A 24,130-nucleotide genomic window follows, 5' to 3' on the forward strand; every position below is an offset into this window, starting at 1 on the left:
GATCAGCGGCCGTGGATAGCTGGAGGCACCGCACCGCCCCTCCACCACGAAAGGAATCCCGTGCGTATCCGCCGCGCCCTTGGCACCGCCGTCTCCGTACTCCTGCTCTCCTCCTTCGCCTCCACGCCCGCGGCGCACGCCGCGAACGGCACCCTGAGCGTGGACTACTCACGCTGCAAAGCGGGCACCGGCATTCCCGGCGTGGCCTGCCTCCCCGAGCGGGTGAGCAGAAGCGAGAAGGACCCGCAGGACGGCAAGTGCTTCAGCCTCCTCACCGAGAACCGCGCGAAGATCCGCAAGCTCACCAACGGCACGAACCGGACCGTCGTCTACTACACCGACCGCCACTGCACCCGCGGCGCCCGCACCCTCGGCCCCGGCCGCTCCCTGACCGACCCGCCGGTCCGCAGCGTGCGCTACCCGCTCTGACCCGCTCTGGCCCGGTCCGGCCCGACCGGACGGGAGAGGATGGCCCCATGACCATGATCACTCTCGTCCGGGGCGACATCACCGAACAGCACGTCGACGCCGTCGTCAACGCCGCGAACTCCTCACTCCTCGGAGGCGGCGGCGTCGACGGCGCCATCCACCGCAAGGGCGGCCCCGGCATCCTCACCGCCTGCCGCGCCCTCCGCGCCTCCCACTACGGCAAGGGCCTCCCCACGGGCCGGGCGGTCGCCACAACAGCGGGCAACCTCCCGGCTCAGTGGGTCATCCACACGGTGGGCCCGGTCTTCTCCCAGGAGGAGGACCGCTCCGCGTTGCTGGCGTCCTGCCACCGGGAGTCCCTCCGCGTGGCGGACGAACTGGGTGCCAAGACGGTCGCCTTCCCGGCGATTTCCACAGGTGTCTACCGCTGGCCGGTCGAGGACGCGGCCCGCATCGCGGTCGAGACGGTGCGGGAGACGGAGACACAGGTGCAGGAAGTCCGTTTCGTCCTCTTCGACGAGCGGGCGTACGAAGCGTTCGCGGCGCAGGTGGGGTGATCTGCCGCTCGTCCACGCCGCGTCGGTCATCTGACCGGCCCCGGCCCGCGGCCACCGGTGGGGCGTCGGGGGGCGCCCGCGGACGGGAGCGGACGGGTGTTCCCTTACCCTCGTGCAGTCGGGTCGTCCCACGCCTTACGGAGCACGATGGATTCTCGTACCGCCTCGCCCGGTGGGGCCACCGGCCTGCTGCTCGAAGACTTCTCCGTCGAAATGACCGGCAAGGACGTCCCGGCTCTCCACGAGGCCGAACACCTCCTCCCCGCGGGTACGCGCATCAACGTGACCTTCCTGGGCAACGAGGACCTGTCGATGCGGCTCACCGCCGCCCGTGCGGTGAAGGACCTCGGCTTCGAGCCCGTCCCGCACCTGTCGGCCCGCCGGATGCCCTCCCGCGCGGCGTTCGAGGAGTTCCTCTCCCGGCTCCGGGCGGACGGGACGTCCGGGCGGGTGTTCGCGGTGGGCGGCGACCCGGCCGTGCCGGAGGGGCCGTACGAGGACGCCCTGGCGCTCATCCGGTCGGGGCTGCTGGAACAGTACGGCGTGCGGCAGGTCGGTGTCTGCGGCTACCCGGAGGGACACCCGGCCATCACCGGCCCGCAGCTGTGGTCGGCGCTGGAGCAGAAGGCCGCCGCGCTCGCCGGTCGCGGCATACCCGGCCACGTCATCACGCAGTTCGGCTTCGACCCCGGCCCGGTCCTCGGATGGATCGAGGAACTGCGTGATCGCGGCATCCACCTGCCCGTCAGGGTCGGTGTCCCCGGGCCCGCCGGGGTACGCAGGCTGCTCGGGTACGCGGCCCGGTTCGGCGTGGGGACCAGCGCGGGCATCGCCCGGAAGTACGGCCTCTCCCTCACCCACCTCGTGGGAACCGCAGGCCCCGACCGGTTCCTCCGCGCCCTCTCCGAGGGATACGACCCGCAGCGGCACGGCACCGTCAAGCTGCACTTCTACAGCTTCGGCGGCCTGCGGGCCACGGCCGAGTGGGTGGCGGCCTTCCGCGAGACGATCCCGGCGGCGGAGGTCGGGGAAGCATCGCCATGCCGAAAACCGTAAGGGCAGCCACTGACAACGGCGTTACGCTGCGACAATGCGCACGACAGACGACGCCGCGTCCCCTTCGTTCCCGTCGCTGAGGTTCGAGCCGTGGCCGGGTGACGAAGCCGGGGCGAGCGCCGTGCTCGGCGCGCTGGGGCCCGCGGGTGACATGACGGTGAGTCAGGGCCGCATGCTCCTGCGCAGCGAGGAGGACGGCGACGGCCTGTGCCGTGCACGCGTGATGCGCGACAGCACGACCGGGGAACCGGCCGGCGTCGCGGGCTTCCGCCGCTTCCCCGGCCTCCTCGGCGAAAGCCTGGTGTGGACGTACGTCGAGATCGTCCCCGGGCTGCGGGAGCGCGGCCTGGGCTCGGCCGCCCTGGCCCATCTGACGACGATGATGAGCGACATGGGTCTGCGCCCGTGGGGCAAGGCCGTCACCGGCACCCCGGCGCACCGCTGGATGACCGACCGCGGATTCCGCCACCAGCGCCGCACGCGAACGTTCCGGGTCCGGCCCCGGGCGATCGGCCCCATAGAGCACGGCTACGCGATCGAGTGGCACGAGGGGCCCACCTGGGCACCGGACGACGTCATGCAGGCGTGGTGGGACTCCCTCGACGCCCGGGACTGGCCGCACCCCACCCCGCCGACGCCGATGAGCCAGGAGCGCCGGTCCTTCTACTGCGAGAGCTACGCGCCTCTCGTGGCGGCCCGCCGCCCCGACGGCACCATCGCCGGCATCGGCTTCCTCGACGAATTCCCCGGCGACGACAGTGACCTCTCCGGCGGGCCCGTCGACCCCTCCGACCCCGAAGGGCGCACCATCGTCGCGGCCCTGCTGGCGGCGTGTGCGGAGCACCTCCCCGTGCGGAGCCTCCTGCTCGAACTCAGTGACGGCGACGGCGAGGACGTCGTCTCCTTCGTCGCTGACCACGCGGCGGACGTCCTGGACGACACGGTCGCATGCGCGAGGATCTGACCGCCGGGGATCTGACCGCCCGGAGGGCCCTAGCGTCCGGGCCGTACGCGTCCGGGGCCGTACTCGTCCTTCTCCGGCGTGGCGCCCCGGCGCCGGCGACGCTCGCCCGCCGTCACGGCTTCTCGTGGTGGCGGTGGCCCGGATGGCGCAGGTGGAGCCATACGTTCCGGGCTCGGCGGCCCGCTTCGGTGCGGCTGTGGGCCACCAGCCGCTCCGCCTGCTCCGGCGTCTCCACCATCGGGCCCGAGCCGCGCAGCGGCTTGCCCGCCGTCTCGTGCAGGAAGAACGCCGAGAGGAAGCCGATGACGCCCGCGCCCATCAGGTAGTAGGCCGGGACCATCTCGTTGCCGGTGCTCTCCAGCAGCGCCGAGACGACCAGCGGCGTGGTGCCGCCGAAGAGCGAGACGGAGATGTTGTACGACACCGACAGCGCGCCGTAGCGCATGCGGGTGGGGAAGAGGGCCGGCAGTGTGGCCGCGGAGGTGCCGGCGAAGACCACCAGCAGCAGCCCGAGCACGCAGCAGCCGATCGCCGGCAGCAGCACGCCGCCGGCCCGGATCATCAGCAGCGCGGGTACGGCCAGGGCGACCAGGGCGGCGCTGCCGGCCATGAACATCGGGCGGCGCCCCCAGGTGTCCGAGCGCCGTCCCACGGTCGTGATGGTCAGGGCGACGAGGATCATCGTGGCCAGGACGAGCAGTTGTGCGGTGGTGGGGTTCTGCTTCAGGGTCTCGGTCATGAACGTCGGCAGGTAGGACGTCACGACGTAGCTGGTGACATTGTAGACCACCACCAGGCCCATGCAGATCAGCACGGCGTGCCAGTGCCGGGTGAAGATCTCCTTCAGCCGGCCGTGACCGGACTGCCGGGCCTCCTCGGCGCCGGCGAGCTCCGCCGCGCTCTCCGTCTCCGCGCGGAAGGCGGGCGTCTCCTCCAGGCGCATGCGCATGTAGAGGCCGATCAGGCCGAGCGGCCCGGCGACGAGGAACGGCAGCCGCCAGCCCCAGTCGGCCAGGCCGTCGGTGCCCAGGGCCGCGGTGAGCACGGTCACCAGGCCGGAGCCGAGCGCGTAGCCGACGAAGGTGCCGAAGTCGAGCCAGCTGCCGAGGAATCCCCGGCGCTTGTCCGGCGCGTACTCGGCGATGTACGTGGTGGCCCCCGCGTACTCGCCGCCCGTGGAGAAGCCCTGCACCAGCCGGCACACGAGCAGCAGTACGGGCGCGAGGACGCCGGCCGTGGTGTACGCGGGCAGGAGGCCGACCGCGAACGTGCTGACCGCCATCATGATCATCGTGGCGGCGAGCACCTTCTGCCGTCCGATGCGGTCGCCCAGCGGGCCGAAGACCAGGCCGCCGAGCGGGCGCACGACGAACGCCGCGGCGAAGGTGGCGAAGGCGGCGATCACCTGCGTGCCGGGGGAGCCGGAGGGGAAGAAGACCTTGCCGAGCGTGGCCGCCATATAGGCGTACACGCCGAAGTCGAACCACTCCATCATGTTCCCCAGCGCCGCGGCGGAGACGGCGCGGTGGACCTCGGGGCGGTCCGTGACGGTGACGTCCTCGATGGTCAGCATCTTCTTGCGGCGCCGCAGCAGGGTCCTCAGCATCCGGTCGGTGGCCGAAGTCCCGCCGCGCTGCGGGGCGCCGCGCCGGGGCGCGGGCGCCCCGTTCGGGAGTCTTCTGCGATCGGCGCTCAATGCTCCACCTGAGGGATCGGGGGCGGAATCAGGGCGGGGACGGGGGTGCGGCGCGGCGGGCCGGCGGCGGTCGGACGCTCCGGCGTACGACCGCGCATACCCGGCCGGTCACGCTCCACACAGCCGAGCCGTCAGTGGCGGGAGTGGTACCCGCCCGCAGTCACTCCAATGGTAGGGGCGGCACCGCACCGGCGCTCGGGGGCCGGGCAGGGGCCCGGCAGGGGCCGGGTCACGGCCTCAAGCCGCCAGCACTTCCGGGTTGGCGCAGTGGGCCAGCGGCTCGCCGCTGAGGAAGCGGCCGACTTCCGCGGCGACGATACGGGCCGCCTTCTGGGCGACCTGCCGGCTGCCGCCCGCGATGTGCGGGGTGAGCACCACACCCGGAGCGGCCAGCAGCCGGGCGCCGGCCGGTACCGGTTCGGCGGGGAAGACGTCGAACCCGGCGCCGGCCAGGTGCCCGGACTCCAGGGCGTCGCAGACGGCGTCGTAGTCCACCAGGGCGCCGCGCGCGCAGTTGACGAGGACCGAGCCGCGCTCCATGGCCGCGATCTGCGCGCGGCCGATCATGCCCCGGGTCTCGTCGGTCACGCGCGCGTGCAGGGAGACGATGCGGGAGCGACGCAGCAACTCCTCCAGAGTGACCTGCTCGGCCAGGCCGGCGAGCGCCTCCGCCGGCACGTACGGGTCGTGGACCAGGACGCGCGCGCCCATGGCGACCAGCACGCGGGCCACGCGGGAGCCGATGGCTCCGTAGCCGACCAGCCCGACGACGCAGCCCTCTATCTCGATGCCGCAGGCGTCGTAGTCGTAGTAGTCACCGCGCCACGTACCCCGCTTGAGGTCGGAGTGCACGTCACCGATGCCCCGGGCGGCGGCCAGCAGCAGGGCCAGGGTGTGCTCGGCGGTCGCGGTGGCGTTGCGGCCGGGCGCGTAGCTGACGGCCACGCCGTGGCGGGTGGCGGCGGCCAGGTTGGCGTTGACCGGGCCGCCGCGGCTGACGCAGAACAGCTCCAGGCCGGGACACGCCCGCAGGACCCGTTCGGTCAGCGGCGCCATCTGGGTGACGCACACGCGCGCCCCTTGCAGCGCCTCGATCAGCTCGTCCTCCGTGCCCGACGCCTCGTCGACCTCCGCGACCGGCCCGAACGGGGTGTGCGGCCAGGGCAGGGTCAGCTCGCGGACGTCGAGCGGGGCTTCCGGCGCGGCGGTACGGAGTTCGCCGGACAGCAGGCGGGGGAGGACGAAGTGGTCGCCCGCGGCGAGGACGGTGGTGGTCATGGTGGTGCTCCAGAGGGAATCGGACAGTGGGGCGGGTGAGGGGGCGGAAGAAGGGTCAGGCAAGGGCAGGGCCGCCGCCGGCGACCGGCACATTGAGCCGCAGCAGCGACGCCCGCCCCTCGCACAGCCGCAGCTCCGTCAGGGCCCCGTTCTCCAGGGCCGGGAAGACGACGCGGTAGCGGGAGAGGGGAATGCCGAGCAGCGCACACAGGGCGAGGCGCAGCAGCGTGGAGTGCGCCACCACGAGGACGCGGCCGCCGGGGAGGCCGCGCGCGGTCTCCGTCAGGCAGGCGACGGCCCGGGCGGCGGCCGCCGCGGGGTCCTCGCCGCCGGGCAGGTGATGGGCCACGGGGTCGTCGAGGAACGCGGCCAGTTCCTTGGGGAACGCCTCGGCCATTTCCCCGCGCGTCAGCCCCTCGCCCCGCCCGAAGCCGACCTCGGTCAGCCGCTCGTCCACCCGCAGGGGCAGCCCGAGTACGTCCGCCGCCGGCCGTGCGGTGAGCCCGGCGCGCGACAGCGGAGAGCACATCACGGCGTCCAGCGCCTGCCCGCCCGCCCAGGCGCCGAGCGCCTCGCCCTGCCGGCGGCCGCGTTCGGTGAGGGGCACGTCGCTGCGGCCCGCGTAGCGGTTCTCGGCGTGCCACTCGGTCTCGCCGTGGCGTACGAGGAGGAAGTCGGTCACTGCTCGGCCTTTCTGCGGGCGTGCGCCGCCACGGCCGGCTCCAGCCAGCCGCGTCGGGTCAGTTCGTCGACGAAGTCGAGGTAGCGGGGCAGCAGGCGGGCGGTGCGCGCCGCGTCGGGGCGCAGCTCCGCGCGCACCCGGACCATGGCGGCCGCCGCGTCCTCCAGCGTGGCGCCCGAGAGGGTCGCGGCGAGCACCGCCATGCCGGTGGCGCTCCCGGACCGCTCGGGCAGCCGGACCGTACGGCCCAGGACGTCGGCCCGTAGCTGTGACCAGTAGGCGTTACGGGCTCCGCCGCCGGTGAGGGTGACCGGGCCGTGGACGGGGGCGCCGAGGTGGTCCAGGTAGTCGAAGCAGAGCCGCTCGACGCAGGCCACGCCGAGCAGGAAGGCGTGGAAGCGCTCGGCTTCGCCGGAGGCCCGGCCCAGGACGAAGGGGCGCGCTCCGGGGGCGCGGAAGGGGAAGCGTTCCCCGCTCGCGCCGGTCAGCGGGTAGGCCACGGCTGTCGGATCGGAGGCGGCGGCCTGCCGGGTGAGGGCGTCGAGGCCGGCTCCGGGGAAGTGTTGGGCGATGACGCCGGCGCCGCTGCTGGACGCCCCGCCGGGCAGCCACGTGCCGCCGGGGCCCCGGTGGCAGTAGACGACGCCGGCCGGGTCCCGCACCAGGCGGGGGCTCACGCCCTTGAGGACGAGGGTGGTTCCCAGGACGGAGTTCCAGGCACCCGGCGCGAGCGCCCCCGCCCCGATCTGCGCGGCGCAGCCGTCCGTCATCCCCGCGACGACCGGAGTGCCGGCGCGGAGGCCGGTGACGCGCGCCGCGTCGGCGCACACGGTGCCGAGGACGGCCCCGGGGCGTACGACGTCGGGCAGCAGCCCGTCCGGAACGCCCAGCGCGGACAGTTCCGCCTCCGGCCAGCGCTCCTCGACCAGGTCGTAGCCGGTCTTCAGGGCGTGGCCGGCGTCGGCGGGCGCCTGTCGTCCGGTCAGCCGCCAGGTGATCAGGTCGGCTTGGTGCAGCAGTCGCGCTCCGGCGGGCAGCGGCCCCCGGTCCAGCAGCCACAGCAGCTTGGGCAGCGCCCACGACGGCTGCATGGAGCGGTAGCCCGACGCCTCCCACACCGCGGCGCCGGCGGTGTTGACGCGCTCGGTGTACGCGTCGGCCCGCCCGTCGTCGTACATCAGGCCGGGCGTGAGCGGCGTGCCCCGGCCGTCGGCCAGCAGGATCGTGCCCGAGGTGGCGTCGACCGCCAGACCGCGCACCCGCTCGGGGGCGATGCCGGCGAGGGCCTCCCGGCAGGCGGCGGCCAGGGCCGTCCACCACTGCTCGGGGTCCTGTTCGTGGCGTACGCCCTCGCGCCGGCTGCTCAGCGGCCGGGAGGCGGCACCGACCACGCGGCCGGTGCCGTCCACGGCGACCGCCCGGGCGCTCTGGGTGCCGAGGTCAAGGCCGAGGTGGACGGCGTCGGGGTCGGGGAGGGGGGAGGCGGCCGGTGAGAGGTGCGGGGAATCAGACATGTGCGGTTTCCTCTACGGGAGCGGGCGCCGACGACGACTCCCGTGTGGACGTGGCGCCGGGCGACCAGCCGAGGGAGCGGGCGGCGCCGCGCCAGGTGAGGAACGAGGCGTAGAACTCGTCGTAGAAGGCGCTCCGCCGCGGGTCGGGTTCCCAGCCGGCGCGCATCCGGACGTACTTGGCGGCCGCGTCGCGCATGCTCGGCTCCGCCCCGGTGAGCACCAGCCCGGTCAGGAACGCGCCCTTGGCGCCGAGTTCGGCGTCGGTGCTGCGGGCCGTGGGCACCCCGGTGACGTCGGCGATCAGCCGGCACCAGTCGTCGCTGGCCGATCCGCCGCCGCACAGGCGCAGTTCGCGGACCTCGGTGCGGGAGGCGTGCAGGCAGTCGCGCACCACGAGGGACAGGCCCTCGAAGACGGCGCGGGCCAGCTGGGCGCGGGTGTGCTCCAGCGACAGGCCCCAGAACGTGCCGCGGGCGCGCGGATCGAGGAAGGGAGCGCGTTCCCCGGCGGGGGAGAGGTACGGGAGGAAGGCGAGCCCTCCGGCGCCGGGTCCGGCGCCCGGACCCGAGCCCGGTCCGGTGCCGAACGCCAGCTCTCCCAGCGCGGCGGGCCCCGCGACGCCGAGGGTCCGTGCCGCCCAGTCCAGGACCTCCGTGCCCGACAGGGTGGGGAACGCGCGCAGGACGCGCCCGCGGCCCCCGTAGGCGATGTTGATCCCGCAGGGCTCGCCCGCCGTGTCGACGTGCCGGGTGACGATCTCGGTGCACAGGGTCGTGCCGAGGATGCCGCAGGCCTGGCCGGGGTCGACCACGCCGGCGCCGCGGGCGGTCGCGGCGATGTCGTACGGGGCCATGACGACGGGCAGCCCGGCGGGCAGGCCCAGTTCGCCGGCCGTGCGCGCGGTGATCTCGGCGATGCGCTCGTCCTCGCCCAGGACGCGCGGCAGGAGGCGGCGCGCCCAGGTGAGGCCGAACAGCTCCAGGATCCGCGGGTCGTAGTCGCCGGTGGCGTGGTCGAGGAAGGGCGCCGACGCGTCGGACTCGTCGATCGCGGCGACGCCGGTGAGCTTCAGGAACAGCCAGCCGGCCGCCGTCAGCGCCGTCGCGGAGCGCTCCAGCCGCTCCGGGTCGTGCTCCGCCAGCCAGCTGATCACCGCGTTGGGCATGCCGCCGCACGTGAGGGAGCCGTTGCGGCGGTAGGCCTCCTCCAGGACGCCCTCGGACTCCCAGCGCCGCAGCAGCCCGCCCGCCCGGCCGTCGGACCACAGGACCGCCGGCCCGGTGGGGCGGCCCCGGTCGTCGACCAGCCAGCAGCCGTCGCCCTGTGCGGTCAGGCTCACGAGCCACACGGGGCCGGCGCCCCGGCCGAGCCCGGACAGGGCACTGCGCACGGTGAAGACCACGCCGTTCCAGACCGCGTCCATGTCCTGCTCCGCCCGGCCGGGGCGGGGCCGCAGCACCTCGGTGGCGACGCGCGAGACCGCGATCTCCCGCCCCTGGTCGTCGAAGACGACCGATTTGATCACCGACGTGCCGACGTCGATGGTGAGAACCGACATGACTTCGGGTCCCCCTGCCCCTTCTGCCTCTTCTACCTCTTCTGCCTCTTTGCAGTGGCCGTGCCACCGGGGAGGGCGTTGCCTCCCGGGACGACGGCCGGTTCGCGGAGGTAGCGAAACCCGCCGCCGGACAGGGCGTCAATCAGCCACGGACCATTTCCCGCGCCGCGGGACGCGCGTGATGTGAGGTCCTTCCCGGGGCCGGTACGTGGGCTGGTACGGGGGCCGGTACGGGCAGCCCGGACGGCCGCGTAACACCGTGTTAGCTTCATGTGAGATTCACATGAAGGCGGCGGGAGGGGCGGCGTGACCCGGGGGGACGGTCAGGAGGAGCGGCGCCGGCAGCTGCGCGACCTCGTGGCGGCCAGGGGATTCGTCCGGACGTCCGCGCTGGCCGAGGAGTTCGGCGTCAGCGTGATGACCGTGCACCGCGACCTCGACGCGCTCCAGGCCCAGGGATGGCTCCGCAAAGTGCGCGGCGGCGCGAGCTGTCAGCCGTCGGCGCAGTTCCACGGCAGCGTCGGCGAACGCATGACGACGATGGCGCCGGTCAAGCAGCGGCTGGCGCGTGCCGCGGCCGGCCTGCTGGCACCGGGCCGGGTCGTGATGATCGACGACTCGACCACGTGCTTCGGACTGACCGCGCAGGTGGCCGGCCGCACACCGCTGACCGTCATCACCAACGCGCTGCCGGTCGTCTCCGCGCTGGCACGGGAGCCGGGCATCTCGCTGATCTCGCTCGGCGGCACGTACTTCCCGGCCTACGACGCCTTCATGGGCCTGCACGCCGCACAGAGCGCGCAGGCGTACCGCGCCGACCTGCTGTTCATGTCGACGACCGCCGTCACCGGCGGCCGCTGCTACCACATGTCGCCGGAGACGGTGCAGGTCAAGCGGTCGATGATGGCGTCCGCGACCCGGCGCGTGCTGCTCGTCGACCACACCAAGTTCGCCAACCAGGGGCTGTACGCGCTTGCCCCCCTCACCGACTTCGACCTGGTCATCGTGGACGACGCCGTTCCTGCCCCGGAGGTACGGCGGCTGCGCGACCAGGGCGCCGAGATCCGCGTCGTCTCCGCGGACGGCTGACCGGGGATTCCCGCTGACCGGGGATTCCACTTGCCCGGGATTCCGGTGTCGCGCCGTCGGGAACTGTGCAAGCCTGATATGGGGAGTAGTCGGGCAATTCATGCGCGGGGGCGAGAGGTAAGCGCTATGAGTTTTTCCTCGAGCGGTTCCAGCGAATTCAACGCGGCTCACCAGGCAGACGCGGGCGTCGGTGAAGGCGCCGGTGAACCCGCTGCCCAAGCCCCCACCGAGATTCCCTCCGGTCTGCGCATGCTGGCCGACGCCGGCTGGCAGGTCCTGGTGAGCGCGGGCGTGGCCTCGGTCGCCCTCGGCGTTGTCGTGCTGGCCTGGCCGAAGGCGAGCCTGACGGTGGCCGGCGTGCTCTTCGGCATCTATCTGCTGGCCATGGGGGTCTTCCAGCTGGCAGGGGCCTTCGGCACGCACATTCCGGGACACATGCGCGTCCTGGGATTCGTCAGCGGCGGGATCTGCGTACTGCTGGGGCTGGTGGCCTTTCGCGGGCCCGCGCAGTCGCTGCTGCTGCTCGCGCTGTGGATCGGCTTCGGCTGGCTGCTGCGCGGCGTCATGCTGACGGGCGTGGCCCTGTCCGTCCCGGCGCTCCCGGCCCGTGGCTGGCAGGTCTTCCTCGGAATCGTCAGCGTCCTGGCCGGAATCGTGGTCATCACGTCGCCCTTCGCGTCGATCGCCGTCCTCACGATGGTCGTCGGCATCATGCTGGTCGTCATGGGACTGATCGAGGTCGGGCACGGCATCCGGCTGCGCGCGCGGCTCGGAAAGCCGTCCGCTCCCGGCGCGCGGCAGGGTGGCGCGGGCGGCCGCGGCCACCGGTGGCACGCTCACCCGCAGCATTGACGGCGCCCGCGGCACGAAGGTTGACAGGGGAGTGTGGCCCAGGTCACGGCAATTGCAATTGCGGGCCGGCCTTGGTCGAATCACCGCATGCTGCGTAACTTTCGTGCTCTTCCCGCTGTTTTGACCGGGGCCGTGCTGCTCACCGCGTGCGGTTCGCACATTGACGGTCCGGCGGCGCGGGCGTCCGGAGCCCCGGGCTCTCACGGCGATTCCCCCTGCGAGGGCCTGCCGTCGCCTTCCGGCGCGACGTCCGGGGAGCCGGGCAAGGACGGAGTGACGATTACCGGTGTGGGGCGCGGCGCGCGTCCCTGCGTCACGTTCGAGGTCACCAATCGCGAGAAGGAACCGTTCACTTACACGGTCACCTTCGATTTCCCGTCGCCTTCCGGAAGGGGAGTCGAGACGACGCAGCAGACGGTGCCGTCGGTGGAGCCCGGACGGACCGCGCGGGGCACCTTCACGCTGAGCGGGCCGGAGTCGGGCGTACCGGACACGCCGAAGTCAGGCGGGCAGGACAGCCCGCGGGTGCGGGTCGTGAAGGTGCGGAGCGTTCCCACCGCCGAAGCGCCGTCCCAGGGAGGCGCCTGCCCGCCGTCGGGGGTGCACGTCTCCGTGGACGAGGGGGACGCCGCCATGGGGCTGCGCGTCCAGGGAATCCTGCTGCAGAACTGTGGCACCCAGCCCTACCGGCTCAACGGCTACCCGAAGATCCAGCTCCTCGACGCGAGCCACCGGTCCGTGGACAGCGTGGACATCCTCCGCGGCGGCAGCGCCATTTCGAGCGGTACGGGAGCCGACGGATCGCCGCAGCCGCTGGTCCTGAAGCCGGGCGAGCGCGCGTACTCCGTTCTGGTCTGGCGCAACACCGTCACCAGTGGCGGACCTGTGAACGCCCCCTACGCGCGGGTGGTGGCACAGCCCGGCGCCCCCGCGGTGATGGTGACGCCCGAGTTCGACCTGGGGACGACGGGGAAGCTGGGCGTCGGCCCCTGGAAGAAGGACGAGGACACGCGCGCCCCGGGCTCAGGCGGCACGTCCGGTTCGCCGGCGCCCGACCGGCCGTACGCCTCCCCCGAACAGTAAGGACCGGGGCTGCGGTTCAGGCCCTCGCCCGCCTCGCCGGGCAGCGCGGGCACGAGCGGCTTGGATCTCCACGCGCGTCCGCGCCCGTAAGCGCCGCCCCGGTACGGCGCGCGGCCGCCACCCCTCAGCGGGGTGGCGGCCGCGCCGCAGGTCACCGGGACCGGCTCAGGGCCTTCAGAGCACCGGTGCCGGGAACGTCGGGTACTCCACGCCGGAGACGTGCTGGACGACGCGGATGACCTGGCACGAGTAGCCGAACTCGTTGTCGTACCACAGGTAGAGGATCGCGTTGTCGCCGTCGACCTTGGTGGCGCCGGCGTCGATGATCGAGGCGTGGCGCGAGCCGATGAAGTCGCTGGAGACCGCGTCCGGGGCGGTGGTGAAGTCGATCTGGCGCTTGAGCGGCGAGGTCAGCGACACGTTGCGGAGGTGGTCGAGGACCTCCTCGCGGCTGGTCTCGCGGCCGAGCCGCAGGCTGAGGATCGCGATGGAGACGTCCGGGACCGGGACGCGGATCGAGCTGCCGGTGATCGGCGCCTTGAGGTCGGGGAGGGCCTTGGCGACGGCCGAGGCGGCGCCGGTCTCCGTGATGACCATGTTGAGCGGCGCGGAGCGGCCGCGGCGGTCGGCCTTGTGGTAGTTGTCCAGCAGGTTCTGGTCGTTGGTGAACGAGTGGACGGTCTCCACGTGGCCGCGCAGCACGCCGTACTCGTCGTCCATGGCCTTCAGCGGCGGGACGATCGCGTTGGTGGTGCAGGAGGCGCAGGACAGGACCCGCTCGTCCGGCTTGATCGTGTCGTGGTTGACGCCGTGGACGATGTTGGGGACGTCGCCCTTGCCGGGGGCCGTCAGGACGACCTTGTCGATGCCGGGGCGCAGGTGCTGGGACAGGCCCTCGCGGTCGCGCCACTTGCCGGTGTTGTCGATGAGGATGGCGTCCTTGATGCCGTACGCCGTGTAGTCGATCTCCGACGGGTCGTTCGCGTAGATCACCTTGATCGCGTTGCCGTTGGCGACGATCGTGCTGCCGGCCTCGTCGACGGTGATCGTGCCCTGGAACTGGCCGTGGATCGAGTCGCGCCGCAGCAGCGAGGCGCGCTTGACGATGTCCTGCTCGCCGCCCTGGCGGACGACGATGGCCCGCAGCCGCAGGCCGTTGCCGGAGCCGGCCTTCTCGATGAGGAGCCGGGCCACGAGGCGGCCGATGCGGCCGAACCCGTAGAGGACGACGTCGCGCCCCTCGCGGCACTCGATCTTGTTCTCGCCGGTGGCGCCGGCGACGGCCTGGGCGGTGAAGGCCTCGACGGACAGACCGTGGTCGCCGGCCTTGTAGGTCGCGGCGAGCATGCCGATGTCGATCTGGGAAGGGCCGAGGTCCAGCGTGGTCAGCGCCTGCAGGAACGGCAGCGTCTCGGTGACCGAGAGCTCCTCGCCGGCTATCTGCCGGGCGAATCGGTGGGTCTTCAGGATGCTGACCACCGACTTGTTCACCAGGGAGCGGCTGTGGAGGAGGACGGTGACGTCCTGCTCGCGGTGCAGCTTCCCGATGATCGGGATCATCGACTCCGCGATCTCCTCGCGGTTCTTCCAGTCAGTGAACGAGTCGTCGTTGACAGTCACAGGCTTTTCTCTTTCGAGCTAGGCAGCGCTCACATGCTAACCCCATGCGGTTTCGATCGTTCAGGGGGTGTCGCCGACGGCCGCCCGCTCGGGTTCCCCAGGGCCCTGCTGCCCCGCCCCCGGCGGCGTAGCAGCCGGCCCGTGAGGACCGCGGTGCCCGCCAGGGCGTAGGCCGTGGTGCCGAGGAGGGCGGAGTCTTCCACCGCGCGGCCTCCCACGTATGTGGCCGCTCCGGCCATGGCGACGCCCAGCCACTCCCAGCGGCCGTCGAGGGCGACGAGGGCGATCAGGAGGAGTGCGTACCAGGAGTAGCCGGGGGTGGTGAGGAGGAATGCCGTGCCGGTCACCAGGAGTGCGCCTCGCCAGGGGCGCTCCGGGTCTCCGCGCAGCAGCACGTACGCCACCACCGCCGCGCAGAGGACCAGGACCGCGGGCTGGGCCCAGGAGGTGGGGAGGATCAGGCGGAGGAGGGCGTAGCGGTTCTTCACGGTGGGGTCGTCGTAGCCCTCCTCCGCGGCGTAGCCGCCGAGGTAGCCGAGGACCGAGCCGTGGGAGATCAGGAGGTACGGCAGGTAGCCGAGGCCGACGACGGCCGCCGCCGGCAGCAGGGTGGCGAGGGCGCGGCGGACGGCGCCGCCCGGCCGGCCCGGCCCGCGTGCGGCCGATCCGGCGAGGGCTCCGGGGAGGACCACCGCGGGCAGCAGTTTGGTGGCGATTCCGGCGCCGATCAGGGCGCCGCCCCGGACCGGGCGCGCGCGGACCGCCGCCAGGCCCGCGACCGCGAGCAGCACGCCGAGCACATCGACGTGGGCGTTGTTGACGGCCTCGACGGCGACCGCCGGGCACCATGCCCAGTACGCGGCCCAGTGAGTGCGGCCGCGGCGGCGCAGGACGGCCAGGAGCAGGGCCGAGACGGCGACGGACAGCACCGCCCCGCCCACCTGGAAGGGCTTGTGCCGGGCGTCCGCGGGCGAGACCGCGTGGACGAGGAGGAAGTACCCCTCGGCCACGGGCGGGTAGATCGTGTGCACGGAGGGGCGGTTGATGCGGGTGCAGGTGGCGGGGCGGCCTTCCACGGCCGGGCCGCCTTCCGCCGCTGCCGCCACCCCGAACCGCTCCGGCTCCCCGCACTCCGCGCCCCGCGGGAACAGCCAGTCGTCGCGCAGCCGGGACAGGGCGGGGTCGCCGGGCACGTGGTCGTACGGCGAGATGCCCGCGGCCTGGACCCGGCCGTCCCAGACGTAGCGGTAGAGGTCGGAGCTGGTGCGCGGCTCGGCGACCAGCCCGGCGGCGGCGACGGCCACGGACCCCGCCAGGACCAGGGGCGCCACGATGCGGGCCGGTACGTGCCGCACCGCCCACGCCGCCGCGCCGAACAGCGCCCACGCCACCGCGTACCAGCCGGCGAGCGCGGCGGGGTCGGTCACGTAGGCGTCGCTGCGGACGGCCAGTACGAGGACGGCGGTGAGCGCGGCGAGGGCGGCCGTGGTGACGGCGGTCATGACGGCGGGGCGGCGGGGAAGGACGATCACCAGGCCAGCCTGCACCGGGCACCGGCGGAACACGTGCCGCACAGGGCGAACGTCCGTATTCCGTAAGGTCCTCGCACCCCCGTCCCGGCGCCCGCGCGCGTTCTGATGAAGGCATGAAGTTCCCGCTCCGGCTCCCTCTCAAGCGCCCCCTCCGGCCATCCCTCCGCCTTCCCGGGCTCCCGTTCCCCTCCTTCTCGGGCAGGCTGCACGACGCCCGTACCGCCACCGCCGTCGGCCGCTGGCTCGGCCTGGTGATCGCCGTGTGTTTCGTGACCGGGCTGGTCAGCCACGTCGTGCAGCACCCGCCGTCCCTGCTCGCGAACAGCCTTCCCAGCCGCCCCTCCTGGGGCTACCGGTGGAGTCAGGGGCTGCACGTCGCGAGCGGGATCGCGGCGATCCCCCTGCTGCTGGTGAAGCTGTGGACGGTCTACCCCCGCCTCTTCACGCGGCCGCTCGTGCGCTCGGTGCGGCACGCCCTGGAGCGGCTGTCCGTCGCGGTGCTGGTCGCGTCGGCGCTCTTCGAGCTCTTCTCCGGGCTGTTCAACACCGCGCAGTGGTACCCGTGGCCGTTCTCCTTCGTGCCCGTGCACTACGCCGTCGGCTGGCTGCTCATCGGATCGCTGCTCCTGCACCTGGCGGTCAAGGCACCGGACATCGCGGCCCATTGGCGGCGCCGCTCACCCGGGACGCTGTCCCTCCCCGCCGAGGACGGCCCCGACCGGCGGTCGCTGCTGGCCGCCACGGGCGCCGCCGTCGGAGCGGTGACGCTCACCACCGCGGGCCAGTCCCTCACGCCCCTCAAGAGCCTGGACCTCCTCGCCCCGCGCCACCCGGACCACGGCGAACTGGGCCTGCCCGTCAACCGCACCGCCGCCCGCGCCGGAGTGACCACGGAGGCCGTACGCGGCTGGCGGCTGTACGTCGGGGGCCCGCGCCCGTACGAGATCACCCTGGACGAACTGCGCGCCATGCCGCAGCGGGAGGCGACCCTGCCGATCGCCTGCGTGGAGGGCTGGAGCCGGTCGGCGCGCTGGACGGGCGTACGGGTGCGCGACCTGCTGGACCGGGCGGGCGCACCGGAGGGAGCCCTGATCCGGGTCACCTCCCTGGAGCGGCACGGCGCCTACCGGGTGATGGTCATGCCGCACACCTACGCCCGCGATCCCCTGACGCTGCTGGCCCTGCGCCTCAACGGGCAGGAACTCCCGCCCGACCACGGCTATCCGGCCCGGATCATCGCCCCGAACAGGCCCGGCGTCCTCCAGACCAAGTGGGTGTCCCGGATGGAGGCGCTGTGATGCGGGGGCGAGGACGGGGACGGGGGAGCCGGGCACTGCGGGTGTTCCGCGCGGCCGCCGGCGCGTGCGGGATCGCCCTGATGGGGGTGGGCGTGTGGGCCGCGTGGTGCGGCGACGACCCGCAGGATCCGTGGCCGGTCGTGCGGTGGCTGACCGGGGCGGTGCTCGTGCACGACGGCATCGTCGTCCCGCTGACGCTCCTCGCGGGCCTCGTGGTCGTACGGCTGCGGGCGCGGCGTGCGGTGCGCGCCGGCCTGCTCGTCGCGGCGAGCCTGACGGCGGTGGCCTACCCGGTCCTGTTCCGGCCGGGCGTCCCGCAGAACCCGTCGGTGCTGCCGCTGGACTACCTGCGCAACTGGCTTCTCCTGCTGGGGCTGACGGCTGCGGTGACCGCCGCGGCCGTACTCGTACGGGCAGGGGCCCGGAGGCTACGGCAGGGGTCGCGGGACTCGTGACGCGTGGGTGGGGCGCCCTCCGGCTTACGGAGAGCGCCCCACCAGGCGTCGCGGCCCCGGTCTCAGCGGCGCAGGGCCAGAAACACCCGCCCGGACACGGCCCACCGCTCCGTCACCCGCCACCCGGCCCGCCTCGCGTGGCGGGTCAGGGCGGCCGTGCCGGCGCGGGCCCACGGGAAGGGCGGCCCGGTGCGGCCGCGCCCGTCGTCGACACGCACCTCCACGCGTTCGTCCACGCGCTCGCCGACGTCCGCGCCGGCGGACTCGGCGATGAGGAGACCGCCCGGCGCCGTCAGGCGGGCGACGCGGTCGAGGAGGGCGGCCGGGTTACCGCCGATGCCGATGTTGCCGTCGATCAGCAGCGCCGTGCCCCAGCGCCCCTCGCCGGGCAGGGGCGCGAAGACGGACCGGCACAGGGCCGCACCGCCGCCGCGCCGGGTGCGGTCGACGGCGGCCGGGCTGACGTCCACGCCGAGCACCGGGTGGCCGCGGACGGCCAGGGCGGTGACGAGCCGGCCGGGGCCGCAGCCGATGTCGATGACGGGACCCCGGCACCGGTCGAGGACCGTGAGGTCGGCGGGGTCGGCCTCCGCGCACCACCGCTCGACGTCGAGCGGCAGCATCCAGCCGTCCGTACGGCGCAGGAACAGCGGCCCGCGGCCGGCGCTGACCGCGTCGGCGTAGGGGTCGCTGCGCCAGGGGGCCGGTATCCGGGCGGCGGGCGCCGCCGGTTCTGCTGTCAGTGCGCGCGTCGGCACGGCCGGCCACCTCCGCCGGGGGAGAGCGGCGCGGGAGCCGGCTTCCATGACGGCTCTTGTGCGGGCTCTCGCACCGGCCCCCGCGGCGCAGGCACCCGCCGCCCGAGCCGCTCCACGGCCGCCGCGAACCGGCTGCAGGGTGCCGCTTCGGCGACGCGCAGGGCGTCCGCCGCCGTGTCGACGTCGAGCAGCTCCGGGAGGTCCCGGACGCGGAGCCCGGCCGCCACGAGCCGGCGGCGCTGCACGGCGCCGGTCGTGGCCGTGGACATGGGGACGCCGCGCAGGAGACCGGGCTGCCACGGTTCGGCCAGCCCCAGGGCCCAGAAGCCGCCGTCAGCGGCGGGCCCGAACCAGGCGTCGCAGCCCTGCCAGCCCGCCGGGCCCAGCGCCGGGGCCAGCAGGGCCGGCGTGAGCTGCGGAGTGTCCATGCCGACGAGCAGGGCGGGCCCCGTGCAGGCGGCGAAGGCGCCGGCGAGCCGTTCGTCGAGGCCGCCCGCGCACTGCGGCAGGACCTCGAAGCCCGGCGGCAGCCACGGACCGGGCCGGCCGTCCAGGACGAGGATCCGGCGGCAGGCGGGCATGGCCCGCACGGCCCACAGCGTGTCCGTCAGCGCGGCCTCGGCCAGCAGGGCCGCCTCGGCGGGTGCGTACGGCGGGGTGAGGCGCGTCTTGACCCGCCCGGGCAGGGGTTCCTTGGCGATGACGAGCAGGGTCGTCGGCCCGCCCGGTGCCGGGCCTGCGGGAACGGCGGCGCTCACCGGGCCGTCACCTCCCGCGGCGCGGCGGGCGCCCGGAGCACGCCCCGCATGTCCCGCACCGCGCGCCACGTGCCGCGCCAGGTGCCGGTCACCTTCGAGCGGCCGGTGCGCGGGAGGTACGGGACGTCGGTCTCCGTCACCCGCCACCCGGCGTCGGCGGCGCGCACCACCATCTCCAGGGGATAGCCGCTGCGGCGGTCGGTCAGGCCGAGGCCCAGCAGGGCCTCCCGGCGCGCGACGCGCAGGGGGCCCAGGTCGTGCAGCCGCACCCCGGTGCGGCGGCGGACCATCCGGGCCACGGCCGCGTTGCCGAGGCGGGCGTGGGCCGGCCAGGCTCCGCGCCCCCGCGGGCGGCGCCGGCCGAGCACCAGATCGGCGTCGCCGGCGGCGACCGCCGCCGCGAGGCCGGGCAGCAGGCCGGGGTCGAGCGAGGCGTCGCAGTCGCAGAAGCAGACGAGTTCGGCCTCGGCGGCGGCCAGCCCCGCGTGGCACGCCGCGCCGAAGCCGCGGCGCGGTTCGTGGACGACGGTCGCGCCGAGGGAACGGGCCAGGTCCGCCGAGCCGTCACGGGAGCCGTTGTCGACGACGATCGCCCGCCAGCCGGCGGGCACCCGCGCCAGGACCCAGGGCAGGGCCGCCGCTTCGTCCAGACAGGGCAGCACAACGTCCGCGGTAGGAGAGGTGGAGTGAGTCACGCCACTCACCCTACGGAGCGAATTCCGGCATTTCGGATGTCAGGGTCTTACGAAACGAGGACGCCCGACCGCGGGCGGGGACGCCCCGCACCAGCGCGTCCCCGCCGGTGCGAGGCTGGAGTCATGCAGAACGAAACTCCCGCCCGCGTCCTCGTCGTCGACGACGACCCGACCGTCGCCGAGGTCGTCTCCGGCTACCTCGGCAGGGCCGGCTTCGCCGTCGACCTGGCCGCGGACGGCCCGGCGGCGCTGGAGCTCGCCGCCGCCGTGCGCCCCGACCTCGTCCTCCTCGACCTGATGCTGCCGGGCATGGACGGCCTGGAGGTCTGCCGCAGGCTGCGGGCCGCGGGACCCGTACCGGTGATCATGCTGACGGCGCGCGGCGACGAGGAGGACCGCATCCTCGGGCTGGAGATCGGAGCCGACGACTACGTCACCAAGCCCTTCAGCCCCCGGGAGCTCGTGCTGCGCGCGGAAGCCGTCCTGCGCCGGGCCCGGTCCCGGGCCGACGTGCCGCCGCCCGCCCCCGCGCTGCGCGCCGCCGGGCTCGTCCTCGACCCCGTGGCGCGGCAGGCCACCAAGGACGGGGCGCCGCTCGCCCTCACCCTCCGCGAATTCGACCTCCTCGCCTTCCTCCTGCGGAACCCGGGGCGGGCCTGCGGGCGCGAGGAGCTGATGCACAAGGTGTGGGGCTGGGAGTTCGGCGACCTGTCGACCGTGACCGTGCACGTCCGCCGGCTGCGCGCGAAGGTCGAGGACGACCCGGCCCGGCCGCGCCACATCCGGACGGTGTGGGGCGTCGGCTACCGCTTCGACGCCGAGGGTGACGCCGATGCCGCCGCCGGTGCCGCGCGGGACGGGGAGACCGGCACCCATGAATGACATCCTGCTGATCGCCCTCTACGCCCTCGCGGGAGCGACCGCGGCCGGCGTGCTCGGCGCCCTCGCCCTGCGGCTGCTCCGGCACCGCTCCGTGGCGGTGTCCCTGACGGTCGTGGCCGCCGTGTCGGTGACGGCCATGCTGGCCGGAACGCTGAGCGTGGCGTGGGCGATGTTCCTGTCCTCGCACGACCTGACCGTCGTGACGACCGTGTGCGCCATGGCCGCCGTGGTCTCCCTGGCCACCGCGCTGGTGCTCGGCCGCTGGGTCGTGGCCCGCAGCAAGGCCCTGACCCTGGCCGCCCGGGACTTCGGCCGCAGCGGCAGCTTCGCGGCCCCGGGCGGCAACGCCACGGCCGAACTGGCCGCGCTCGGCCGGGAGCTGGCCGCCACCAGCGCGAAGCTGGAGGAGTCCCGGGAGCGGGAGCGCGCCCTCGACGCCTCGCGCCGGGAGCTCGTGGCCTGGATCTCGCACGACCTGCGCACCCCGCTGGCCGGGCTGCGCGCCATGGCGGAGGCCCTGGAGGACGGCGTCGTCGAGGACCCGGCGCGCTACCACCGGCAGATCCGTACGGAGACCGACCGGCTCAACGGGATGGTGAGCGACCTCTTCGAGCTCTCCCGCATCCACGCGGGCGCGCTCTCCCTCAGCCCGAGCCGGATGTCGGTGCACGACCTGGTGGGAGATGCCCTCGCCGGAGCCGAGCCGCTGGCCCGCGAACACGGCGTCCGGCTGATCGGGGAGAAGGGCGAGGAGGCGGCCGGCGTGCCCGTCGAGGTCGACGGCCGGGAGATGACCCGGGTCCTCGGCAACCTCCTCGTCAACGCGATCCGCCACACCCCCGCGGACGGGACCGTCGCGATCGCCGCGCGGCACGAGGAGGCGACGGGCACGGTCGTCCTGTCCGTCACCGACGCCTGCGGCGGCATTCCGGAGGAGAACCTGCCCCGCGTGTTCGACACGGGCTGGCGGGGCTCCGAGGCCCGTACGCCGACCGCGGGCGCGGGCCTCGGCCTGGCGATCGTGCGCGGCATCGTCGAGGCGCATGCGGGGCGCGCGACGGTCTGCAACGTCCAGGGCGGCTGCCGGTTCGAGGTGGTCCTGCCGGCGGCGCCCTGACCCGGACGCCTCCCGTCACCTGACCCGGGCGGCTTCCGTCAGGCGTGCGCCGGCCGCCGCTGCGGGGCGTGCGCGAACTCCGTCATGCCCGCCCCGAAGTCCACCTGCGGAGACCAGCCGAACTCCTCGCGGAGCCGGCGCGAGGTCGCCGTGATGTGCCGGACGTCCCCGAGCCGGAACTCTCCGGTGACCACGGGAGCCGGCCCGCCGTGGGCCGCGCTCAGAGCGCGGGCCATGTCGCCGATCGTGCGGGGCGCGTCGCTCCCGCAGTTGTACGCCCGTGCGCTCCCCGCGGGGCGGGTGCCGAGCCCCTCCAGCGCGAGGACGTTCGCCATGGCCACGTCGCGGACGTGCACGAAGTCCCTGCGCTGGCGCCCGTCCTCGAAGACGCGCGGCGCCTCGCCCCGCGCGAGGGCCGAGCGGAAGAACGAGGCGACGCCCGCGTACGGGGTGTCGCGCGGCATCCCCGGCCCGTAGACGTTGTGATAGCGCAGCGACACGGCGCGGCCGCCCGTCATCCGGGCCCAGGACGACGCCAGGTGCTCCTGGGCGAGCTTCGTCGTCGCGTACACGTTGCGCGGGTCGGCCGCGGCCTCCTCGCCGACGAGCCCCGGCGCGAGCTGCGTGCCGCAGCGCGGGCACAGGGGCTCGAAGCGGCCCGCTTCGAGGTCCCCGGCCCGCCGGGGCCCGGGGCGCACGGGGCCGTGCTCCGCGCAGTCGTAGCGCCCCTCGCCGTAGACCACCATGGACCCGGCCAGCACCAGGCCGCGCACGCCGGCTTCGGCCATCGCCGCCAGCAGCACGGCCGTGCCGTGGTCGTTGCAGCTCACGTAGGCCGGCGCGTCGGCGAAGTCCTTGCCCAGGCCGACCATCGCCGCCTGGTGGCAGACCGCGTCGGCGCCCCGCAGCGCCCGCGCGACGGCGCCGGGATCGCGCACGTCGCCCTCGCACCACGTGACGCCCTCGGGCAGGGCGGGCCGCACCGGGTGGGCGGCGGGCAGCAGGGCGTCGAGGACGACGGGGTCGTGCCCGCGGGCGAGCAGGGCCGAAACGATGTGCGAGCCGATGAAGCCCGCTCCTCCGGTGACGAGTACGCGCATGCGTCCGACCGTAGGGCGGGTGGCGGCCGTACGGCCCGGGTGCACGCGGCACGTCATCACTCCGTAAGGGTCGGCCCGGGGGCAGCACGGCGTCAGTCCTTCGTCAGTCCTTCGTCATGACGTCCCGCAGGACCGCCGCCGCGCTGATGTCGCGGTCTTTGGTCGCGGTCAGCAGGGTGAGCGTGCCGTGCCGGGACAGCTCCCTCAGGTGCTGGAGGGCGGCCGCGTGGGGCTCGTCGCGCAGTTCCGTGCGGTAGCGGCGGGTGAACTCCTCGAAGCGGGCGGGGTCGTGCCCGTACCAGGTGCGCAGCCCGGTGGAGGGCGCGACGTCCTTGCACCACTCGTCCAGCGCGGCCGCCTCCTTGCTCAGGCCGCGCGGCCAGATGCGGTCGACGAGCACCCGGCTGCCGTCCGCCTCCTCGGCCGGGTCGTAGACCCTCCGCACCTGCACCCGCCGTGACCGCACCATGCGCCCATCGTCGGCGCCGGCCGGGCGGAACGCACGCGGAACGGCGCGAACGAAGTCCCCCGCGATACGCCCGGCATGAGCAACTACCCTTGCCCGAACAGCGAAAAGGAGTACGCACACCATGCCGGAGACCTCGTTCCAGGGCCAGACCGTCGACACCGCACGACCCGCCTCCGCCGCCTATCTCGTCATCGGCATTCCGGGGTCGGGGAAGAGCTCGGTGTCGGCGGCGCTGGCCCGCCGGTTCCCCCTCGGCGCGCACATCGAGGGCGACCACCTCCAGGAGCTGATCGTGGCGGGAGGACGCCTGCCCTCGCCGGAGGAGGACCTCGAAGCCGACCGCCAGCTGCTGCTCAGGGCCCGCAACGCGGCCGTGCTGGCGCGCAGCTTCCACGCCGCCGGCGTCGTCCCGGTCATCGACGACGTGGTCGTGCGGCGCGCGCACCTCGACTTCTACCTGGAGCACCTGAAGGACCTGCCGCTGCGCCTGATCGTCCTCGCGCCGTCGGCGGAGGTCGTCGCCCGGCGGGTGGCCGAGCGGGACAAGGTGCTGGCGGACGACTGGTCGTTCCTGGACGGGGCGCTGCGCGCCGAGCTCGGCGGCCGGGGCACGTGGTTCGACACCTCCCAGATGACCCTGGAGGAGACGGTCGACGCCGTCGTGAAGGAGGGCTGACGGGTGGACGGT

24 protein-coding genes are annotated in these 24,130 nt (G+C 74.2%); 12 read left to right on the forward strand and 12 right to left on the reverse strand.

Annotated elements, in window-relative coordinates; translation table 11 throughout:
- Nucleotides 1-60 precede the first annotated feature (60 nt).
- From PS271_RS28170 to PS271_RS28185, 4 genes are all read left to right on the forward strand, one after another.
- Nucleotides 61-429: a hypothetical protein gene (locus tag PS271_RS28170; protein ID WP_398385737.1), complete on the forward strand. Its 369-nt coding sequence runs from the start codon at nt 61-63 to the stop codon at nt 427-429.
- A gap of 47 nt (nt 430-476) precedes the next feature.
- Nucleotides 477-986, forward strand: coding sequence for an O-acetyl-ADP-ribose deacetylase (locus PS271_RS28175; protein ID WP_398385739.1), 510 nt, complete (start codon nt 477-479; stop codon nt 984-986).
- A 147-nt stretch (nt 987-1,133) separates the two neighbouring features.
- Nucleotides 1,134-2,042 carry a methylenetetrahydrofolate reductase gene (locus tag PS271_RS28180; protein WP_398385740.1) on the forward strand — a complete coding sequence of 303 codons (909 nt, stop codon included), beginning with the start codon at nt 1,134-1,136 and terminating at the stop codon, nt 2,040-2,042.
- Nucleotides 2,043-2,076: 34 nt separating this feature from the next.
- Nucleotides 2,077-3,006 (forward strand): GNAT family N-acetyltransferase, encoded by a 930-nt coding sequence (locus PS271_RS28185; protein WP_398385742.1) that lies wholly within the window; start codon nt 2,077-2,079, stop codon nt 3,004-3,006.
- Between the two features lie 112 nt (nt 3,007-3,118).
- On the opposite strand, the gene proP is transcribed toward PS271_RS28185, so the two are convergent.
- The 5 genes from proP to PS271_RS28210 form a co-directional block, all read right to left on the reverse strand.
- Nucleotides 3,119-4,612 carry a glycine betaine/L-proline transporter ProP gene (proP, locus tag PS271_RS28190; RefSeq protein WP_398385744.1) on the reverse strand — a complete coding sequence of 498 codons (1,494 nt, stop codon included), beginning with the start codon at nt 4,610-4,612 and terminating at the stop codon, nt 3,119-3,121.
- Between the two features lie 327 nt (nt 4,613-4,939).
- The gene (locus PS271_RS28195; protein ID WP_398385746.1) at nt 4,940-5,980 is read right to left on the reverse strand and encodes a 2-hydroxyacid dehydrogenase; all 1,041 of its coding nucleotides are present in this window, start codon (nt 5,978-5,980) and stop codon (nt 4,940-4,942) included.
- 55 nt (nt 5,981-6,035) lie between these two features.
- On the reverse strand, nt 6,036-6,662 hold the full coding sequence (locus PS271_RS28200; protein WP_398385747.1) for a histidine phosphatase family protein: 627 nt from the start codon (nt 6,660-6,662) through the stop codon (nt 6,036-6,038).
- Nucleotides 6,659-8,176: an FGGY-family carbohydrate kinase gene (locus PS271_RS28205; RefSeq protein ID WP_398385748.1), complete on the reverse strand. Its 1,518-nt coding sequence runs from the start codon at nt 8,174-8,176 to the stop codon at nt 6,659-6,661. Before PS271_RS28205 ends, PS271_RS28200 begins: the two co-directional genes overlap by 4 nt.
- A complete protein-coding gene (locus PS271_RS28210) occupies nt 8,169-9,734 on the reverse strand; it encodes an FGGY family carbohydrate kinase (protein WP_398385750.1) in 1,566 nt (521 codons plus the stop codon). The genes PS271_RS28205 and PS271_RS28210 overlap by 8 nt, the downstream gene beginning before the upstream one ends.
- 306 nt (nt 9,735-10,040) lie before the next feature.
- On the opposite strand from PS271_RS28210, the gene PS271_RS28215 reads away from it, so the two are divergent.
- The 3 genes from PS271_RS28215 (at nt 10,041) to PS271_RS28225 (ending at nt 12,758) form a co-directional block, all read left to right on the forward strand.
- Nucleotides 10,041-10,823, forward strand: a complete 783-nt coding sequence (locus PS271_RS28215) for a DeoR/GlpR family DNA-binding transcription regulator (protein WP_398385752.1) — start codon at nt 10,041-10,043, stop codon at nt 10,821-10,823.
- A 249-nt stretch (nt 10,824-11,072) separates the two neighbouring features.
- A complete protein-coding gene (locus PS271_RS28220; protein WP_398385754.1) occupies nt 11,073-11,675 on the forward strand; it encodes an HdeD family acid-resistance protein in 603 nt (200 codons plus the stop codon).
- A 426-nt stretch (nt 11,676-12,101) separates the two neighbouring features.
- The gene (locus PS271_RS28225; RefSeq protein ID WP_398385756.1) at nt 12,102-12,758 is read left to right on the forward strand and encodes a DUF4232 domain-containing protein; all 657 of its coding nucleotides are present in this window, start codon (nt 12,102-12,104) and stop codon (nt 12,756-12,758) included.
- A gap of 174 nt (nt 12,759-12,932) precedes the next feature.
- On the opposite strand, the gene PS271_RS28230 is transcribed toward PS271_RS28225, so the two are convergent.
- Nucleotides 12,933-14,378 carry a glyceraldehyde-3-phosphate dehydrogenase gene (locus PS271_RS28230; protein WP_398385758.1) on the reverse strand — a complete coding sequence of 482 codons (1,446 nt, stop codon included), beginning with the start codon at nt 14,376-14,378 and terminating at the stop codon, nt 12,933-12,935.
- Nucleotides 14,379-14,407: 29 nt separating this feature from the next.
- Nucleotides 14,408-15,910, reverse strand: a complete 1,503-nt coding sequence (locus PS271_RS28235; protein ID WP_398385760.1) for a glycosyltransferase 87 family protein — start codon at nt 15,908-15,910, stop codon at nt 14,408-14,410.
- 113 nt (nt 15,911-16,023) lie between these two features.
- Here PS271_RS28235 and PS271_RS28240 point away from each other — a divergent pair, with 113 nt between their 5' ends.
- A complete protein-coding gene (locus tag PS271_RS28240) occupies nt 16,024-17,208 on the forward strand; it encodes a molybdopterin-dependent oxidoreductase (protein WP_398385761.1) in 1,185 nt (394 codons plus the stop codon).
- Nucleotides 17,209-17,249: 41 nt separating this feature from the next.
- Nucleotides 17,250-17,663: a hypothetical protein gene (locus PS271_RS28245; protein ID WP_398385763.1), complete on the forward strand. Its 414-nt coding sequence runs from the start codon at nt 17,250-17,252 to the stop codon at nt 17,661-17,663.
- A gap of 62 nt (nt 17,664-17,725) precedes the next feature.
- Here PS271_RS28245 and PS271_RS28250 read toward each other — a convergent pair whose 3' ends face one another.
- From PS271_RS28250 to PS271_RS28260, 3 genes are read right to left on the reverse strand one after another with little or no spacing between them, the layout of a single operon-like run.
- Nucleotides 17,726-18,421 carry a methyltransferase domain-containing protein gene (locus PS271_RS28250; RefSeq protein ID WP_398385765.1) on the reverse strand — a complete coding sequence of 232 codons (696 nt, stop codon included), beginning with the start codon at nt 18,419-18,421 and terminating at the stop codon, nt 17,726-17,728.
- A complete protein-coding gene (locus PS271_RS28255; RefSeq protein ID WP_398385766.1) occupies nt 18,403-19,179 on the reverse strand; it encodes a TIGR04282 family arsenosugar biosynthesis glycosyltransferase in 777 nt (258 codons plus the stop codon). The genes PS271_RS28250 and PS271_RS28255 overlap by 19 nt, the downstream gene beginning before the upstream one ends.
- Nucleotides 19,176-19,883 (reverse strand): glycosyltransferase, encoded by a 708-nt coding sequence (locus PS271_RS28260; protein WP_398385768.1) that lies wholly within the window; start codon nt 19,881-19,883, stop codon nt 19,176-19,178. Before PS271_RS28260 ends, PS271_RS28255 begins: the two co-directional genes overlap by 4 nt.
- Before the next feature lie 114 nt (nt 19,884-19,997).
- Here PS271_RS28260 and PS271_RS28265 point away from each other — a divergent pair, with 114 nt between their 5' ends.
- The gene (locus PS271_RS28265) at nt 19,998-20,756 is read left to right on the forward strand and encodes a response regulator transcription factor (protein ID WP_398385769.1); all 759 of its coding nucleotides are present in this window, start codon (nt 19,998-20,000) and stop codon (nt 20,754-20,756) included.
- Nucleotides 20,749-21,873: a sensor histidine kinase gene (locus PS271_RS28270; RefSeq protein WP_398385771.1), complete on the forward strand. Its 1,125-nt coding sequence runs from the start codon at nt 20,749-20,751 to the stop codon at nt 21,871-21,873. Before PS271_RS28265 ends, PS271_RS28270 begins: the two co-directional genes overlap by 8 nt.
- Nucleotides 21,874-21,911: 38 nt before the next feature.
- Here the strand turns inward: PS271_RS28270 and PS271_RS28275 are convergent, their stop codons facing one another.
- A complete protein-coding gene (locus tag PS271_RS28275; RefSeq protein ID WP_398385772.1) occupies nt 21,912-22,973 on the reverse strand; it encodes an NAD-dependent epimerase/dehydratase family protein in 1,062 nt (353 codons plus the stop codon).
- A 103-nt stretch (nt 22,974-23,076) separates the two neighbouring features.
- Nucleotides 23,077-23,442, reverse strand: coding sequence for a DUF488 domain-containing protein (locus PS271_RS28280; protein WP_398385774.1), 366 nt, complete (start codon nt 23,440-23,442; stop codon nt 23,077-23,079).
- Between the two features lie 121 nt (nt 23,443-23,563).
- Here PS271_RS28280 and PS271_RS28285 point away from each other — a divergent pair, with 121 nt between their 5' ends.
- Entirely contained in the window at nt 23,564-24,118 is a 555-nt protein-coding gene (locus tag PS271_RS28285) for an AAA family ATPase (RefSeq protein WP_398385775.1), read from the forward strand.
- The last annotated feature ends 12 nt before the right edge of the window (nt 24,119-24,130 follow it).

The organism is Streptomyces sp. SCA2-17, from assembly GCF_044336695.1.

Bases quoted from the DNA above. Each gene is read 5' to 3' on its own strand.
- PS271_RS28175 (WP_398385739.1), top strand. From the start codon at position 477: ATGACCATGATCACTCTCGTCCGGGGCGACATCACCGAACAGCACGTC.
- PS271_RS28180 (WP_398385740.1), top strand. From the start codon at position 1,134: ATGGATTCTCGTACCGCCTCGCCCGGTGGGGCCACCGGCCTGCTGCTC.
- PS271_RS28185 (WP_398385742.1), top strand. From the start codon at position 2,077: ATGCGCACGACAGACGACGCCGCGTCCCCTTCGTTCCCGTCGCTGAGG.
- proP (WP_398385744.1), bottom strand. From the start codon at position 4,612: ATGCTGAGGACCCTGCTGCGGCGCCGCAAGAAGATGCTGACCATCGAG.
- PS271_RS28195 (WP_398385746.1), bottom strand. From the start codon at position 5,980: ATGACCACCACCGTCCTCGCCGCGGGCGACCACTTCGTCCTCCCCCGC.
- PS271_RS28205 (WP_398385748.1), bottom strand. From the start codon at position 8,176: ATGTCTGATTCCCCGCACCTCTCACCGGCCGCCTCCCCCCTCCCCGAC.
- PS271_RS28210 (WP_398385750.1), bottom strand. From the start codon at position 9,734: ATGTCGGTTCTCACCATCGACGTCGGCACGTCGGTGATCAAATCGGTC.
- PS271_RS28220 (WP_398385754.1), top strand. From the start codon at position 11,073: ATGCTGGCCGACGCCGGCTGGCAGGTCCTGGTGAGCGCGGGCGTGGCC.
- PS271_RS28240 (WP_398385761.1), top strand. From the start codon at position 16,024: ATGAAGTTCCCGCTCCGGCTCCCTCTCAAGCGCCCCCTCCGGCCATCC.
- PS271_RS28265 (WP_398385769.1), top strand. From the start codon at position 19,998: ATGCAGAACGAAACTCCCGCCCGCGTCCTCGTCGTCGACGACGACCCG.
- PS271_RS28270 (WP_398385771.1), top strand. From the start codon at position 20,749: ATGAATGACATCCTGCTGATCGCCCTCTACGCCCTCGCGGGAGCGACC.
- PS271_RS28275 (WP_398385772.1), bottom strand. From the start codon at position 22,973: ATGCGCGTACTCGTCACCGGAGGAGCGGGCTTCATCGGCTCGCACATC.
- PS271_RS28280 (WP_398385774.1), bottom strand. From the start codon at position 23,442: ATGGTGCGGTCACGGCGGGTGCAGGTGCGGAGGGTCTACGACCCGGCC.
- PS271_RS28285 (WP_398385775.1), top strand. From the start codon at position 23,564: ATGCCGGAGACCTCGTTCCAGGGCCAGACCGTCGACACCGCACGACCC.